This is a genomic window from Pseudomonas sp. LS2P72 (genome assembly GCF_054897865.1).
The window spans coordinates 4,248,279-4,264,321 of record NZ_CM142708.1 but is presented as its reverse complement, the minus strand read 5'-3'; the positions used below and the strand labels follow the sequence as shown (position 1 = coordinate 4,264,321).

At 58.0% G+C, this 16,043-nt stretch carries 15 protein-coding genes and 2 pseudogenes; 9 read left to right on the top strand and 8 right to left on the bottom strand.

Annotation, left to right across the window (positions count from 1 at the left end):
- The first annotated feature begins 44 nt into the window (after window positions 1-44).
- From ACYZUA_RS19400 to ACYZUA_RS19390, 3 genes and pseudogenes are all read left to right on the top strand, one after another.
- Window positions 45-416, top strand: coding sequence for a PH domain-containing protein (locus ACYZUA_RS19400; protein WP_046049313.1), 372 nt, complete (start codon window positions 45-47; stop codon window positions 414-416).
- A gap of 36 nt (window positions 417-452) precedes the next feature.
- Window positions 453-968, top strand: a pseudogene (locus tag ACYZUA_RS19395) (DUF2268 domain-containing putative Zn-dependent protease); the annotation flags it as partial.
- A 189-nt stretch (window positions 969-1,157) separates the two neighbouring features.
- Window positions 1,158-1,580 carry an HD domain-containing protein gene (locus tag ACYZUA_RS19390; RefSeq protein WP_461964050.1) on the top strand — a complete coding sequence of 141 codons (423 nt, stop codon included), beginning with the start codon at window positions 1,158-1,160 and terminating at the stop codon, window positions 1,578-1,580.
- A gap of 46 nt (window positions 1,581-1,626) precedes the next feature.
- On the opposite strand, the gene ACYZUA_RS19385 is transcribed toward ACYZUA_RS19390, so the two are convergent.
- The 4 genes and pseudogenes from ACYZUA_RS19385 to ACYZUA_RS19370 all read right to left on the bottom strand — a co-directional run.
- Window positions 1,627-2,532: an alpha/beta fold hydrolase gene (locus tag ACYZUA_RS19385; protein WP_461960191.1), complete on the bottom strand. Its 906-nt coding sequence runs from the start codon at window positions 2,530-2,532 to the stop codon at window positions 1,627-1,629.
- Window positions 2,533-2,647: 115 nt separating this feature from the next.
- Complete coding sequence (locus ACYZUA_RS19380; protein ID WP_461960190.1) at window positions 2,648-4,324, bottom strand: MFS transporter; 1,677 nt, start codon at window positions 4,322-4,324, stop codon at window positions 2,648-2,650.
- Between the two features lie 187 nt (window positions 4,325-4,511).
- A complete protein-coding gene (speF, locus tag ACYZUA_RS19375) occupies window positions 4,512-6,725 on the bottom strand; it encodes an ornithine decarboxylase SpeF (RefSeq protein ID WP_461960189.1) in 2,214 nt (737 codons plus the stop codon).
- A 135-nt stretch (window positions 6,726-6,860) separates the two neighbouring features.
- A pseudogene (locus tag ACYZUA_RS19370) lies at window positions 6,861-7,286 on the bottom strand (serine hydrolase); the annotation flags it as partial.
- 360 nt (window positions 7,287-7,646) lie between these two features.
- Between ACYZUA_RS19370 and ACYZUA_RS19365 the strand changes: the two are divergent.
- A complete protein-coding gene (locus ACYZUA_RS19365; RefSeq protein ID WP_461960188.1) occupies window positions 7,647-8,435 on the top strand; it encodes a DeoR/GlpR family DNA-binding transcription regulator in 789 nt (262 codons plus the stop codon).
- 55 nt (window positions 8,436-8,490) lie between these two features.
- Here ACYZUA_RS19365 and ACYZUA_RS19360 read toward each other — a convergent pair whose 3' ends face one another.
- A complete protein-coding gene (locus tag ACYZUA_RS19360; protein WP_461960187.1) occupies window positions 8,491-9,342 on the bottom strand; it encodes a CAP domain-containing protein in 852 nt (283 codons plus the stop codon).
- A gap of 175 nt (window positions 9,343-9,517) precedes the next feature.
- Here ACYZUA_RS19360 and ACYZUA_RS19355 point away from each other — a divergent pair, with 175 nt between their 5' ends.
- On the top strand, window positions 9,518-10,138 hold the full coding sequence (locus tag ACYZUA_RS19355; RefSeq protein ID WP_461960186.1) for a cell wall hydrolase: 621 nt from the start codon (window positions 9,518-9,520) through the stop codon (window positions 10,136-10,138).
- 176 nt (window positions 10,139-10,314) lie between these two features.
- Window positions 10,315-11,217 carry a universal stress protein gene (locus ACYZUA_RS19350; RefSeq protein WP_461960185.1) on the top strand — a complete coding sequence of 301 codons (903 nt, stop codon included), beginning with the start codon at window positions 10,315-10,317 and terminating at the stop codon, window positions 11,215-11,217.
- A 178-nt stretch (window positions 11,218-11,395) separates the two neighbouring features.
- Here the strand turns inward: ACYZUA_RS19350 and ACYZUA_RS19345 are convergent, their stop codons facing one another.
- The 3 genes from ACYZUA_RS19345 to ACYZUA_RS19335 form a co-directional block, all read right to left on the bottom strand.
- Window positions 11,396-11,581 carry a hypothetical protein gene (locus ACYZUA_RS19345; RefSeq protein ID WP_461960184.1) on the bottom strand — a complete coding sequence of 62 codons (186 nt, stop codon included), beginning with the start codon at window positions 11,579-11,581 and terminating at the stop codon, window positions 11,396-11,398.
- A 77-nt stretch (window positions 11,582-11,658) separates the two neighbouring features.
- Entirely contained in the window at window positions 11,659-13,083 is a 1,425-nt protein-coding gene (locus tag ACYZUA_RS19340; RefSeq protein ID WP_461960183.1) for a sensor domain-containing diguanylate cyclase, read from the bottom strand.
- A gap of 550 nt (window positions 13,084-13,633) precedes the next feature.
- Window positions 13,634-14,119 carry an adenosine-specific kinase gene (locus ACYZUA_RS19335; protein WP_283180548.1) on the bottom strand — a complete coding sequence of 162 codons (486 nt, stop codon included), beginning with the start codon at window positions 14,117-14,119 and terminating at the stop codon, window positions 13,634-13,636.
- 211 nt (window positions 14,120-14,330) lie between these two features.
- On the opposite strand from ACYZUA_RS19335, the gene ACYZUA_RS19330 reads away from it, so the two are divergent.
- The 3 genes from ACYZUA_RS19330 to ACYZUA_RS19320 all read left to right on the top strand — a co-directional run bounded on the left by ACYZUA_RS19330 (window position 14,331) and on the right by ACYZUA_RS19320 (window position 15,941).
- Window positions 14,331-14,504: a GFA family protein gene (locus tag ACYZUA_RS19330; protein WP_461960182.1), complete on the top strand. Its 174-nt coding sequence runs from the start codon at window positions 14,331-14,333 to the stop codon at window positions 14,502-14,504.
- 151 nt (window positions 14,505-14,655) lie between these two features.
- Window positions 14,656-14,856, top strand: coding sequence for a YbdD/YjiX family protein (locus tag ACYZUA_RS19325; protein WP_461960181.1), 201 nt, complete (start codon window positions 14,656-14,658; stop codon window positions 14,854-14,856).
- Between the two features lie 152 nt (window positions 14,857-15,008).
- The gene (locus ACYZUA_RS19320; protein ID WP_461960180.1) at window positions 15,009-15,941 is read left to right on the top strand and encodes a GlxA family transcriptional regulator; all 933 of its coding nucleotides are present in this window, start codon (window positions 15,009-15,011) and stop codon (window positions 15,939-15,941) included.
- Window positions 15,942-16,043: the final 102 nt, after the last annotated feature.

Sequence of the window (16,043 nt, the reverse complement as noted above, 5' to 3'; positions counted from 1 at the left end):
GCGCTGGCAATCCAGGGAACACTCTTTAAGGAAGGGGATGGCGGATGATCGATTTCAACAACAAAGGCTTTTTCAAACTCAAGCAAAACAACGAGTACGCGGAGCGAGTCACCGCGCTGCTGTTGGACGGCGAGCAGGTCATTGATGCCTATAAATCCATGCGCGACGGCGTGGTGTTTACCAACAAACGAATCATCGCGGTGAACGTCCAAGGCATCACCGGCAGCAAAAAAGACTTCACTTCATTGCCTTACAAAAACATCGTCGCTTATTCCGTGGAAACCTCGGGCACCTTCGACCTGGATTCTGAGCTGGAAATCTACTTCTCGGCGCTGGGCAGAGTGAAGTTTGAATTCACTGGAAGGACGTCGATGGTCGAGATTTCCAAACTCATCTCACAGCATCTGTTGGGCTGAGTTTTTAGGCTTCGTGACAGTTTTTCAGAGGTAACAATGGACGCATGGACACTGCATTGGCTGGAAGCCTCGGGGAGCCTTGCCGAACTTCGCTCCGATTTGACCGGCGAATTTGACGCTGCTTACAAGACGATCTCCCGTTTGATTACGCCTCCGCGACTTGATGTGTTGATCCAGCGGCTCCCTGGCGAGACCATTCCTGAAATGGGCCTCATGGGGCGGGCTTATCGAAGCACCATGTTCACGATGACCATCGACCCGGACAACCCTAATTTGTTGCCCAGCCTGCGCACGGGAACGCTGCATCGACAAATTGTCCATGAAGTTCATCATTGTTTACGCATGGCGGGGCCTGGCTACGGTTGGACGTTAGGTGAAGCCTTGGTCAGCGAGGGACTAGCCGGACAGTTCGTCCGGCATTTGCTCGGCAACCACACAGAGCCTTGGGAGTGTGCCGTTACCGATGCCGATCTGCTTCGCTCCCCGGTAGACCTGAAGACCCTTGAGTCCACGCACTACAATCACAGCGAGTGGTTTTTCGGTGTTGGTGCTCACCCGAAATGGTTTGGTTATACGCTCGGTTATCAGATGGTGGGGCGCTGGCTTGCGTCAGTGGGCGAAGTCGATGCTTCACCTGGATCAACGTGCCTGCTCAAGATATTGTTGCCTCAGCGCTTGAGGAAGGCTTTGTGTTGCGCTAACCCAACGACCGCCAAGGCATTCAAGCCTGGGAGCTGCGAGATGACTCAAACACTGGAACGCGCCATTGCCATCGCCGCCGCTGCGCATCAGGGGCAGGTCGACAAGGGCGGTAGTCCTTACATCCTGCATCCGCTGAAAGTCATGTTGCGGGTCGCGACGCTGGAAGAACGCATCGTCGCGGTGCTGCATGACGTGGTCGAGGACTGCGGCATCAGCCTTGATGACCTGCGCAAGGAAGGCTTCAGCGAAGTCGTTCTGACAGCCATCGAGTCGATCACTAAAGTGCCGGGTGAGTCCTATGAAGCCTTCGTCGAACGCGCGGCGCAGAATCCGATAGGGCGGGTGGTGAAACTGGCGGACCTGGAAGAGAACAGCGACTTATCGCGGATCGCGCAGCCGTCGTGGGAAGACCTGGAACGCATTGAAAAATATCGGCGGGCGATCGGCGTGTTGCGTTCCTGACGAGCCGAACGCAGGCTCCGCCAGCTGTTACACGGTACGAGTTGCATTACTGCGCAATAAACTCGCGAATCGCTCGAATGGTCTGCGTTGGCGCTTCCTCCATCAGCCAATGTCCCGCCCCCGGAATCACCACCTGCGTCACCGTGTCCGCTGCATTGCGCATCACGATCGCTTCATTCTCCGCAAAGGATTTTTCCCCTCCGACGGCCAGCACCGGCATCGTCAGCCGCGTCGCCATCGACGCTTCGTTGTCCACCGCGTCCTGACGAATGCTGCGGAATTGGGCGAAGGCCGCGCGCATGGCGCCGGGCCGGGAATAGAGTTTGGCGTAATGCTGACGGGTGGCTTCATCCACCTTAGTGGGGTCGCCGGCGAACTCGTTCCAGAAACGGTCCAGGTAGATGCGCTCCCGACCGGCGACCAGGCGTTCGGCATCCGGTCCGCCGAAGTCGAAGTGCCACAACATCGGTGAGCGGACAATGTCGTTCCAAGGGGGAATGCCCGGCACCGGCGCATCCATCACCACCAGGCGATCGGTCAACTGCGGATAACGCGAGGCGTAGGCGAAGGCGACCATGGTGCCGATGTCGTGGCCGATGACCACCGAGTGTTCGATACCCAGCGCTGCCAACAACGCACGGATGTCGCCGGCCTGGGTCTTCTTGTCGTAGCCGCTGTCCGGGATCGACGACAAGCCCATGCCGCGAAGGTCCGGCACGACGACGGTGTGATCCTTGGCCAGATCGGCGGCCAATGGCGCCCACATGTCGCCGGTGTCGCCGAAGCCATGCAGCAGCACCACGGCGGGCCCTTTGCCGCCGACGCGCACATGCAGCGTGACGCCTTCGACCGGGATGTCCTGAATCCGAAAGGCAGCAGGGAATGGCGTCACCCCGGCCATCGCCGGGATGCTGAGCGCCATCAATATAAAAGCGGTTAACAGACGGATCATGACGGTGTCCCCATCAGTGCGCGGGGAAGGAGCCCCGAAGCCATCTGGATGAGCGTAGACCGTTTGATCGTCTCCGGATTGCCCTCTCCCTGGCAGGAGAGGGCAGGTGCCAGCCTCAGGTGTGATGAATTTCCCGATCCTTGGTTTCCGGCAGGAAGAACGTGCCAAGAATGGCCGTCATCACCGCGATGACAATCGGGTACCACAGCCCGTAATAGATATCTCCCGTGGCCGCGACCATGGCAAACGCTACCGTAGGCAGAAAGCCGCCGAACCATCCGTTGCCGATGTGGTAGGGCAGCGACATCGAGGTGTAGCGGATGCGCGCCGGGAACAGTTCCACCAGCCAGGCGGCGATCGGGCCGTAGACCATGGTCACGTAGATCACCAGGATGGTCAGGAGCAGCAGCACCATCGGGTAATTGGTTTTGGCCGGGTCGGCCTTCTCGGGGTAGCCGGCGTTCTTGAGCGCGGTGCCGAGGGTGGCGGCGAAGGCGTCGTTCTTGACCTTGAAGTCGGCGCCCGGCATGCCGGTGCCCTCGAAGCTCTGGATCACCTTGTCGCCGATACGGACCTGCGCGACGGTGCCCGGTTCGGCCTTCACGTTTTCATAGGGTATGGCCCGCTTTGCCAACACAGTCTTGGCGAGGTCGCAGGAGCTGGTGAATTTGGCCTTGCCCACCGGGTCGAACTGGAACGAGCACTGGTCGGGATCGGCGACTACCGTGACCGGGTACTTCTCCTGCGCGATGAATACGTCGGGGTTACCGTATTGTGTCAACGCATGGAAGATCGGGAAGTAGGTCACTGCCGCCAGGATACAGCCGGCCATGATGATGCCCTTGCGGCCGATACGGTCGGACAGGCTGCCGAATATGACGAAGAACGGCGTGCCGATCAGCAAAGAGCCGGCAATCAGCAGGTTGGCGGTCTGCGCTTCGATCTTCAGCGTCTGCAGCAGGAAGAACAGCGCATAGAACTGCCCGGTGTACCAGACGACGGCCTGGCCGGCAGTGCCGCCGAGCAGGGCCATGATCACGATTTTGAGGTTGTCCCAGCGGGCGAAGGATTCGGTCAGCGGTGCCTTGGAAGACTTGCCTTCAGCCTTCATTTTCAGGAACACCGGCGACTCGCTGAGTTGCAGGCGGATGTACACCGAGATAATCAGCAGCAGGATCGACAGCAGGAACGGAATCCGCCAGCCCCAGGCCTCGAAGGCTTCGGTGCCGAGGATCGTGCGGCAGGTGAGTATCACCAGCAGCGAGAGGAACAGGCCTAGGGTCGCGGTGGTTTGAATCCACGAGGTGAAGTAGCCGCGTTTGCCTTTCGGCGCATGTTCCGCGACGTAGGTCGCTGCGCCGCCGTACTCACCGCCCAGAGCCAGACCTTGCAGCAGGCGCAGGGTGATCAGGATGATCGGTGCCGCCACGCCGATGGTCGCGTAGCCGGGTAAAAAGCCCACGATGGCGGTTGAGATACCCATGATCACAATGGTGATGAGAAAGGTGTGTTTGCGTCCGATCATGTCGCCCAGTCGGCCGAACACGATGGCGCCGAAGGGGCGTACCGCGAAGCCCGCGGCGAACGCGAGCAGCGCGAAGATGAAGGACGTTGTCTCATTGACGCCGGCGAAGAAGTGCTTGGCAATGATCGCGGCGAGAGAACCATAAAGGTAGAAGTCGTACCACTCGAACACGGTGCCCAGGGACGAGGCAAAAATGACCTTGCGCTCCTCCTTGGTGAGCCCGTGGTGGGGCGCGCTGCCCGTGGAAGTGTTGTCGATTGCGGCCATGAGTCTTCTCCGTCGTTCTTGTTATAGGCCGGAGTACCTCGTTACTTTTTGCCGCACCCAGGCCCCGGGGCTGATGTCGTCGGATTACGGATTGCGCGAAGCATGCACACAGGCTGACGGCCTCGCATCGCTGCAAGGTTTCCTGAAGCATAATCGGCTTCGCGCAGATATCCACTCGCCATCGCGCTCAACCCCGGGCTGATTCGCCAATTTCACCGCGCGTCTTGATCACGTACCCATAGGCTCGAATGCGATCACCTTCCTGTTTCAAGTACACGCCCTGGAGTTCCGGCGTGAAGCCAGGAAGAGAGTTGATACCTTCCTCCAGCGCCAGGAAGTACTTGAGCACCGCACCGCCCCATATTTCCCCGGGCACTACGCAGAGCACGCCGGGTGGATAGGGAAGAGCACCTTCGGCAGCGATGCGACCTTCGGCGTCTGCCAGCGCCACCAGTTCGACGTTGCCACGGATGAATTCGAACTGAGCTGCTTGCGGGTTCATCGCCTTTTTCGGGAAGTGTTCCTTGCGGAACATTGCCTTCTGCAATTGCTGGACGTTGTGGCTGCGGTAGAGGTCGTGCATCTCTTGGCAGAGTTGACGAATGGTGTAGTTGCTATAGCGCTCCTGATGCTTCGCATAGATGGCCGGCAACACCCGGCTCATCGGCGCGTCATCACTGATAAAACGTTCAAAACGGGCGATCTGTGAAGCGAGATGAGTCATCTTCGCCCAGTCTTCGGCCGGGGTGAGCAAGAACAGAATCGAGTTCAAGTCACACTTTTCCGGAACGATGCCATTCTCGCGCAGGAAGTTGGCGAGGATGCCGGCATGAATACCGAAGTCGGTGTAACTGCCGTCGATTGGGTCGATGCCGGGCGTTGTGAACAGCAACTTGCAGGGGTCGATGAAGTATTGCTTGTCGGCGTAACCGCCAAAGGCATGCCAGCGATCCTTCGGGTGGAATTCGAAAAACCGGATGTCGTTGGCGATGTCCTCAGTCGGATGGTCCTGCCAGGGGCGACCGTCAATGGTGTCCGGCACGAAGGGGCGAACCAGGGTGCACGCTTCCAGAATCAACTTGCGCGCGTCGATGCCGAACTTCACACAGTCTTCCCACAGGCGCAGCCCACTGCGGCCGGAATGGATACGCGCGTTCACATCCAGTGAGGCGAACAGCGGGTAAAACGGGCTGGTAGACGCTTGGGCCATGAAGGCGTTGTTCAGTTGCGCATGGTTGCAATAACGGGCCTGGCCTTTGATATGGCGATCTTTCTTGTGGATCTGCGACGCCTGGGAAAACCCCGCCTGCTGTTTGTGCACCGATTGAGTGACAAAGATCCCGGGGTCGTTCTCGTGCAGGTCAAGCAGCAGCGGCGAGCAATCCTTCATCATCGGGATGAACTGTTCGTAGCCCACCCACGCCGAGTCAAACAGGATGTAGTCGCACAGTTTGCCGATGCGGTCGACGACTTGTCTGGCGTTGTAGATGGTGCCGTCATAGGTGCCCAGTTGAATGATCGCCAGGCGAAACGGTCGCGGCAGTTGGGCCTTGTTCGGTGCGACTTCGCTGATGAGTTCGCGCAGGTAGTCTTCTTCGAAACAATGGGCGTCAATCCCACCGATAAAGCCATAAGGGTTGCGCGCGGTTTCCAGGTAAACCGGGGTCGCCCCCGCCTGGATCAACGCACCTTGGTGATTGGATTTGTGGTTGTTGCGATCGAACAGCACCAGATCGCCAGGTGTGAGCAGCGCATTGGTGACCACTTTGTTGGAGGCCGATGTGCCGTTGAGTACGAAGTAGGTCTTGTCGGCGTTGAACACCTGCGCCGCGTGTTTTTGCGCCAGAAGTGCCGGACCTTCGTGGATCAGCAGATCGCCAAGTTTTACGTCGGCGTTGCACATATCGGCGCGAAACAGGGTTTCGCCGAAGAAGTCGAAGAACTGCCGGCCAGCCGGGTGTTTGCGGAAAAACTGGCCGCCCTGGTGGCCAGGGCAGGCGAACGTGGCGTTGGCCGATTCGGTGTAGTGCTTGAGCGCATCGAAGAACGGCGGCAGGAGACTTTCTTCATAGGCTTTTGCCGCAGTCTCCAATTGGTTGCCATGGTATTCGGCGTTGTTGCGCGAGGGGTCAAAAATGCCATTCACCTGAAGCAGAACATCTTGCAGGTGCTTGTAAACCTCCCGGGCGCGGTTGCCGGAACCGGGGGAGGCGACGAGAAAAATGGGGATATCGAAACCGGTGCGTTGCAGGATGCCCAAGGCGTCTCCCAGCACATCCTCCACAGAGAACACCGCAACCGCGACGTCGGTGTAGTCGGTTAGATTGAGTGGAATCACTTCTCGGGAGGTCTGGAAACAATCGAACGCGGAATCACTGGCGGCAATTTTCAGGGTTTTCATGCGAGGAATCTCCTAGCGGACAGTCACTTGTCGGCTTTTTTCAAGAGATCAATTTAGCGAGGGAGCCTTCAAGGCTCCCTGATCCAAATCATGTCGATGTTGGTTATAGACCATGTGGGAAGGGTTACGGCTTTTCTACCAGCTTTTCCCAAGGATTACCGACAGGCGTTCGACCACTTCTGCTTCGGCAATCCCTTCGTTGGCGCCTTCATGAAAGACAGCACAACTCGCCGCGTCGTCGCCATCCACGCAGCGATAGATCGCCACGACGCTGCCCGGACCGGCGCCGGTGTGTCCGCTCAAGATCAGGCCGCTTTGCACCATGCCCTGCATCAAGCCGAGCCCGTAGCCCGAGGACGTCCATGGGCGACCGGGAATCGGACCGCCGAGTACCCGCGTTTGCATCGCTTGCCGCAGCGGGTTTGGCAGAAGGTTGCCGGCCAGCAGGCCGTCCAGACAAAGGGCGGCTTCCTCAAGTGGGCCAACCAGCAAGCCGTGATAGACCCAGCCGGGGTCGTAGGTTGGCGCGCTGCCCATGTTCACACCCGCTAGATCGGCTCGCACCGTTGTATCCGGCCTTTGAGGCGTGACGAGAGCGCCGTTCGATACAAGGGAACACAGCATGAGTTGACTCTGGATGGAGGAGGGAGCGACTGGCCCTTGGCTTCTGCTGATCAGGCGTGACCCAACGCAATCGCGAACGAGACCACGATCATGCAGGCAAAGGCAAAATTCAGATTCATGAAGTTTTCATCCAAAACATGTGTGAGGGCGCCATCTTGAATAGGTCACAAACAAATAAAAAATTCGACTTCATGATTTGAATCATCGAAATAATTGATAGCCGTCTGGTTTGTGTTTATTCCGCGCTTTGGCTAGTCTCGCACAAACACGCAATTACACGCAAAAGCGGGCAAAAACATGCACGATTCACACTCCGCCGCCGAGCTCCCTCATCTGCGCCGGCAAAAAATCCTGTTGATCCTCGAACGTGACGGCAAGGTCATGGCTAGTGAGCTTAGCCAGCATTTCGTGGTGTCCGAAGATACTATTCGCCGTGACCTGGCGGAGCTGGCGACCGCCGGGCTGGTGCAGCGGGTGCACGGCGGGGCGCTGCCGCGGCCCAAGGACACCGGCAAGGATTATTTCACCCGCGTCAGTGAAACCGATGAGGTGAAAACACACCTGGCACAACTCGCCGCACGCCAGGTGCACAACGGCCAGATTGTGATTTTCGATTCGGGTAGCACGACGCTGCAAATCGCCCGATCGCTACCGTCGGACATTGCCATTACGGCCGTCACCGCCTCGCCGATGATCGCGATCGCCTTGGCTGAATACAAAGGCATCACGGTAATTCTGGCTGGCGGGCAACTCAATCCCGCAACCCTGTCGGCCAGCGGACATGAAACCTTGCGGCTGATCGAGGGCATCAAGGCTGATCTGCTGTTCACCGGCGTCTGCGCGATTCACCCGGAAGTCGGCATCAGCTCCCTGCATTTCGACGAAGTGCCGGTCAAACAGGCGATGCTCGCCAGCGCCTCCCATGTCATTGCCGTCACCACCGCCGACAAACTGGGGGCGGTGGAGCCGTTCGTTGTCGCGCCGTGTCAGCGCATTCATACCCTGATCACCGAGCGTCATGTGGCGTCGGGCAATGTCGAGGACTATCAAAAACTCGGGATCGAGGTGGTGCAGGTAGAGGCGTGAGCGCGTTGGGTTTCGTCCCGTTGGCCGATGGTTTTTGCTATCGGGCTTCCCGAACTTATTGCGCCCCGAACATCGCCGTCCAGTAAATCCCCGGATCACTCTTCGGATCAACCGCATAGGCCGCGCCCAACTCCCGGTACTGCGGGTTCATCAGGTTCGCGCAGTGACCGGCGCTGGACACCCAGCCATCGACCACCTTGCGCACGGTGTCTTGGCCGGCAGCGATGTTCTCGCCGACCTGCCCGCCGCTGTAACCGGCCAATTCAGCCCGGTCACCCGGCATGCGGCCATCGCGGTCCTTGTGATCGAAGTAATTGTTGTTGGCCATTGACCGGGCGTGCTCCTCTGCCGCCGTCGCCAGCGTAGCGCTCCAGGCCAGTGGCGTGGTGGCGGCAAAGGATTGTGTACCGCACTGGCGCGGCTGGCTGCGTACGATGTTGAGCTCGGCCAGCAGCTTTTGGCCTTCCGCCTGCCAGTCGCCCAGGCGAGCGCTCAACAGTGGACGCGCCAGCACGATGCGCCATTCGCGGTCCTCGTGGCTGACGCCGACATCGACGAATTGCGGGTCCAGCACGATCTGGCAAAAGCTTTCCTGAATGGCTTTCATCGCCGACGGCGCATCGCGCGGCCCGGACAGGCTGATCGCCTGTACATTCTTCATCGGATAACCCGCGCTGGCCATTGCCTGCTGCAGATTGCCGACGCTGCTGGCGTTCAGCGCCAGCCGTGGGTCGCCGGCCAGCGGTGGCAGTTCCTGCGATACCTGACCCGCGCAGCGCTGCACCTGGCTGCGGTAGAGGTTGATCGAATCAATCAGTTGTTTCTCGTCGGCCGCCAACGCATTCATGGCGAACAACATCCCCAATGACACTGTGGCAAGACGCATAGCAGATGATTTGAAGCGCATGGAAATCCCCTTGAGCTGACTGCGCCCATGATGCGCGATTTCACCCCCGCGAGCGCAATGACTTTTCACACCCCAAGACTGTTTTTTTGCCCGTCTGTTGGAATGAATTCTGGCAACTACAATCAAGCAAAGTCGCCAGTGTGGCGTGCTTCCGGTTCTGTCCGAAGGGGCGATCATGCGAGTTGTCTGGATAGCCATCTGCTTGGTAATAACCCTTTTCGCCGGCCAGGCTATAGCGTCCGAGCAAGAGCAAAAAAAGGAAGCGGCTGAGGACAAAGCCGAGGTCCTTGAGCATAAAGCTGCGGAGAAGGGCACCGATGTACCGGTGCCCAGGTCCGAAGCCATCACCAACTCTGAAGTTCAGGCAGTCGATCCCGCCGGAGCGTCGCCGCTGGACGATGCAATCACCTGTATGTCCCGCTCCATCTATTGGGAAGCCAAAGGCAAATCACCCGCCAACATGGAAGCCGTCGCCAGCGTCGTCATGAATCGCCTGGGCCATGAGGGCTTTCCGGACACGGTATGTGCCGTGGTCAAGCAGGGTTCTGAAACCAGAAATTGTCAGTTTTCGTGGTGGTGTGACGGACGCCCGGATCAGGTCCAGGAAGAAACCCAATACGCGATTGCCAAGGAAATCGCGCGCAAGGCGCTCAACAGGCAACTGAACGACCGAACCCACGGCGCGCTGTATTTCCACGACCGGAATGTAAAACCCGCTTGGGCCAGGAAATACATCAAGACCACCGAGACTTCGAGGTTTCTTTTTTACAAGCCGCGTGGCGGGTCGGCGAAGTAGGGAGGTTCGCATGAGCGAGGTCTTCGCATCCTCAACGCCTATGGCTTCAAACTCGGGAATCCAGGCGTATATTGATAGTGTCGATCCAGATAGTTGAGGCGATAGTAAATCGTCGGTGGTGTGACAGGCGAGAGCGCTGGGGGAGCTAGATATCCCGGAACGTTTGGAGGTGTTACATGAGCCAATATCAACGACTCTTTCTGATAGCAGGTCCAGGCATGCGTCATACACCGGCGTTGGAGCGCGCTGTCGCCATTGCCGAAGCCACTGGCGCAGCGCTGCACATCACGGTGTTTATCGAAGATTCCAACCTCTTGGGTTTGAAGAGCGCGGGTGCACGTTTTCGTGAGGCCTGTCAGCAAGAGAACGAAAAATGGTTGAAGGATGAAGCCGATCTAATACGCGCACGCGGGGTCATGCTGAGTACCGAAGTGCTTGTTACGCGAACCGCGCTGCAAGAAATACTTCGGCATGTGGCAGCAATGCAGCCGGATCTGGTTATCAAGGACGTGCAACACGAGTCAGCGCTCAAACGCGTTTTCATTACGCCTCTGGATTGGCATCTATTGCGCGAATGTCCGGTGGCGGTGCATCTGGTCAGCGAAGTCAGGTGTCCACTTCCGCGGGTGGTAGTGGCGGCAGTCGATCCGTCACAACCCGAGACTCAGATCTCGGACATCAACGACCGCATCATCGAGGCGGCGAACGGATTGTCCATGCAATGCAGCGCGGAACTGCATCTGCTGCATGCCTACGACCTATCACGGACACATATATCCGACGCAGGCGCTGGTGCGGTGACGATGCCAGGTTTCAACAGCGAAGTACGCAAGTCACTGCAAAAGTCATTTATCGCATTGGCTGACCGCTATGGCGTGCCCACTGAGCGGCAACACTTCGTTGAAGGGCCGCCCGGCAAAGCGCTGGCCGACTTTGCAGCGCATCACCGGGCCGATGTGATCGTCATGGGAAATGCGCATCGCAAAGGACTGGGCAAATGGGTGGGCAGTACGACGGAGCATGTTCTGTATCAAGTGCCCTGCAACATTTTCGCCGTTACGGGGTCTGCGGATCAGTGAATGGATTCGCTATTAAATGACTCGCAAAGAGCGCCTCAACGACTGGGGCGGGGGTTTTTGAGGGCGCGTGTTGAGATATCCCGGTAGGTATTGCCATCGGTTGCCGCCAGAAGCTCAAATCAAACAGCGTATGCCGACATGCCAGCAGCTTGTCCGCCGGTCCATAGCAGACATCAGTTCACTGGCCACTGGTATAGATGAGCAAGGCTATGAAAGCTGCGAATGGAGAGAGCAGAATCAGACCGCCGACGGCAACTGCCCAACCCCAGGCAAAACCACTCTTTCCCTTGAAACGGCCGCCACTCAGCAATCTCAGCACAAAAACGCCAATACGATGAGCTATCAAATCGAAAATGAAATCCATTTGACCCATTCACCGTCCGCTTCTGGCCGATTGCTGCCTGTTGCGATGGGCAACGCCGGGTATCGGTGCCGACGCTTTCACATAGATTGGAGGCTGGTTTTGATGGTCGTGACTACACGGTTACGACCTTCGTGTTTAGCGTGATACAGGCGTTGATCGGCTGTACGCAGAATGGCCTCGATGGTGTCGCCGTCGTGGCCGGATTGCGATACGCCGATGCTCACTGTGACCGCGGTTAACCGCTGCAGACCATGAAAAGAATTGTTTGCAACGGTGTTTCGCAGACGCTCAGCGATGACGTGCGCGCCTTCAAGTGAAGTCTGAGGTAGCAGAATCATGAATTCTTCCCCACCCACGCGGGCTACGCCGTCATACGGCCGGATCGAATCGAGGCATTTTTCTACGAAATCTTTCAGGATGTCGTCGCCAACCTGATGCCCGAAGCGATCGTTGATGGACTTGAAATTATCCAGATCGAGTGCCAACACGGAGAACGGCTCACCGCCGCGCTTGGTCCGTCCCATTTCGACTTCGAGCCGCTCCATGAACCGACGCCGGTTATCAGCACCCGTCAATGGATCGGTGGCCGCAAGGTGCCCGAGTTCTTGATTAGTGCGCTGGAGTTCCTGCAGGGCGCTCTCGGTATATGCCATCGCTTCGGCAAGACGCACCATCAACTCCTCTTGGCTGTAGATCTTCGAGAACGACCGCGTGGTGAGGAACGCTTGCACGACCCCATAGCTCAACATGAAGAATCCTCCGGCGAAGATCGCATGAGCGAGCCACCACATGTGGTTCCACGGGCGTGCAAGGATGAAGGCAAGCGATGACAGCGCGAACGCGGTGACCGAGACGACAAAAATCATCATCAGCGGCGAACGGATACGGCGCAGCAGGAGTATTGCCACGGTCAATGCGGAAAGAATGAGGGCACCACCTTCCATCGAGAGGCGCACCGCGAGATTGCCGGCGATCGGTGAATTCGCGACGTACGCCACCACCACATCAACCAGCAGGAACAGTCCTATCCAGATCAACCACGGGCGGACCTTGTTTCGTTGGTCCGCGGCATCAGGTGGGCGGTGGTACGACAGCATTCCGACTAACAGCAGAATCGACATGACCAGTCGAGAGGCTGGTCCATACAGCAGAAAGAGCCAGATGTTGTGGTGTGCTTGCCCGGTGAACGCACCATGCAATGCGTAGATCAGTACAAAACCGAGAAAACCAAGCGTCATCCATCGCAGCAGCGGATCTCCCGATGATTGATAGCAGCGCCACGTGACGTAAGTCACAAACAGGCCCGCCAAGGTGGCTGCCGTGATCGCAAAGATATGGAACAGGTGGTTTTCGAAAATAAGAGTGGGGTCTTGAAAGACGTATAAGTAGCCAATCAGATAGGCCGGAACAAACGCAAATCCTGCGAGCAGCAAGTAAGCGTAAACCTTGACCATGAGGCGGACGGCTTCAGGTGGTTCGCCGCTGGCGATGAGATTGCTCATGGTTCCCTCCAGTTTTGAATCTATTTAGTCAGCACCGGTCCCGGTGCTGGCTCCAAAGCCGCCTGCATGCCAATGATCCTTCGCATCATTACGCAAATATGGGATGTACCGATCTAAGGCAATTCAATATTAGACTTCTTCCCGATTTCTGCTGCACAAGCAGGTAAAAATGTTCACGGGAACATAAGTAACCAATAAGGAATGCATCGTTATTCTCATCGGCGACTTCATTCAGTCGTGAGAGGCAGAATTGGCCGTTATCTACCCGAGCCGCGGTCCGGAAAGGAAACCGCGGCGACCGATCAATCAGGCGGCGGGGAGCAGGCCTTTCTGTTTGGATACCATTGTCCAGTGCAGGGTGAAGTTGCAAGGTGCTCATGCTGGCGTTTCCGTTTCAAGGTGTCAGACAAAGTGCCGGGGGCGTGCCCCAGACCGGTAGGCCATCGGAACTCGATGACGCCTTGAGCGCGGTTCGGGCTTGTAGCGCACAAGTGAAGCCGAATGCGGTTCGGGCTAGCGCACAAGTGAATGTGCCGAATACGGAAGGTGCTCAAAGTTTGTAGCCGATCTGCCGCAACAGGTTCTTGCGCCACAGGATGTCTTCCTCGCCTTCAATGCCACGGGCACAGTAGCCGTCCACCACGCCCAGAATGGCTCGCCCTTGGTCCGTCTCGGCGAGAATTACCTCTGTCGGATTGGCCGTTGCACAAAAAATGCGGCACACCTCCGGGACCATTTTGACGGCGTTCAACACGTTAACGGGATAGAAGCCATCGTCGAGGAAAATGATGAAGCTATGGCCGGCGCCGATGGCTTGGGCATTGCTCCGGGCCAGTTCGATCATGGCGGTGTCGGTGCCAGACCAACGCACCAGGCATTTACCGGAAGCTTCACAAAAGGCCACGCCAAAGCGGATACCTGGCACGGCATTGACCAACGCCTCGTGGATATCTTCGACGGACTTGATGAAGTGCGTCTGTCCCAAAATGAAGTTCGTTGCTTCGGGTTTGTCGATTTTCAACGTGATGAGTTGCATCTCGAATGCCTCCTTTCACGATGTGGCTGCCAGGGGCTGGCAACACATCAAGCATAGCTACTCATTTACGATGGCTGTGTCCTTTGATGACTCAACATTGGCTGAAACCTGCCAGTTAATGTCTCCTGAGCCAGTGCGCATCAAACTCAAACCTTCTGCACTATTCCTCTCAGGCCGAAGCCCCTATCCGATACACCCAGGGAGAAACCCAATGACACACCACGGAAGCTGCCTCTGCGGCCAAATCACCTACCAGATCCACGGTGAACTGACCGATGTCCTCAACTGCCATTGCTCGATGTGCCGCAAACTCCACGCCTCGGCTTTTCGAACGCGGGCAAAAGTCATGACGAAGGATGGGTTGCCGCAGTTCGCCGAGTATTGACCCTTGTGCTTTCAGCGCAGCGTGAGAACGAGCCTGTACTGAGCATCCCGGCGTTGGATACTTGAAGATACAAAGCGCCCCGGCGCTGACACAGTGCAGATACATCGGTGCGCTTTCATGGGCCAGCCCCATACACATAGAGAGAATTGCCATGTACAGCAAACTGCAGCATGTCGCGAAGTTCTTCAGTCAGAGCGCGCGTTTAATGGTCGGTGTACCCGATTACGACAACTACGTTGCGCAAATGGCGCTCAATCATCCCGGCGAGCCGGTCATGAGCTATTCGGCGTTTTTCCGTGAGCGTCAGGAAGCCCGCTTCGGCCGTGGAAAATGCAATACCCGTTGCTGCTAGAACTTGGCCGAGTTCAGCGCATCGACAATGGCCGAGCCGTCGATGCCGGTCACCGACAGCACCCAAAAATGTAATGACGATCATTTTGCGATGCAACGTCAGTGGCTGTTAACTCAGGTGTGCCTCCTTTAAGGCCAGAAGAGCCCGCCACCATGCACACCATCGGACTCATCGTTTACCCCGGGTTTCAGGTGTTGGGCCTGGCCATGTGCGCCACATTCGAGTTGGCCAACATGGCCACCGACGAACCGGCGTACACCATTGCCGTGCTGTCCGAGGGCGGCGGTACGGTGCAGACCTCCGCCGGGTTTGGCGTGGAAACCACGGCCTTCGACCAGCGCTCGTTCGACACGCTGCTGGTGCTGGGCGACAACCTGATCCGTCCGGTATCGCCGGGCATGGTGGCGTTTTTGCGCAACGCCAGCCATGCCACCCGGCGTCTGGGTTCGATCTGCACCGGCGCGATTGCGCTGGCGGAGGCCGGTTTGCTGGACGGTCGACGCGCGACCACACACTGGTGCCATGCACCGGCGCTGCAGAAGGCGTACCCGAAGGTGAAGGTCGAGGAAGACCGTATCTTCATCAATGACGGCAACATCTGGACGGCTGCGGGCATGAGCGCCTGCGTCGATCTGGCGTTGGCGCTGGTTGAAAACGACCTGGGCGCGGAGGTGGCGCGGCGCGTGGCCCGGCAATTGGTTGTGTACCACCGGCGCGCGGGAGGGCAGTCGCAGTTTTCGGTGATGCTCGAACTGGAGCCCAAGACCGATCGCATCCAGGCCGCGTTGGCCTATGCCAAGCAGAACCTGAAGTCCGCGCTGTCGGTCGAGGAACTGGCCAGCGCCGCCAACCTCAGCCCTCGGCAGTTCAGTCGCGTATTCCATGCCGAAACCGGTCAATCACCGGCCAAGGCTATCGAAAACCTGCGGGTGGAAGCGGCGCGTCTGATGATGGAAACCGGTCGGCCCCCTATCGACGTGGTGGCGACCGATACCGGTTTTGGCGATCGGGAGCGGATGCGTCGGGCGTTTATCCGAGCATTTGGCCAGCCACCGCAGGTCATTCAACGCGCCAATCGCGGGTGATGCCTACGCTCTGTAGGAGCATGGCTTGCCAGCGATGGCGTCTTCGGAATCGCCATCACCGGCAAGCCGTGCTCCTACAGAAGCGGTGCGTCCTAAAAGGTG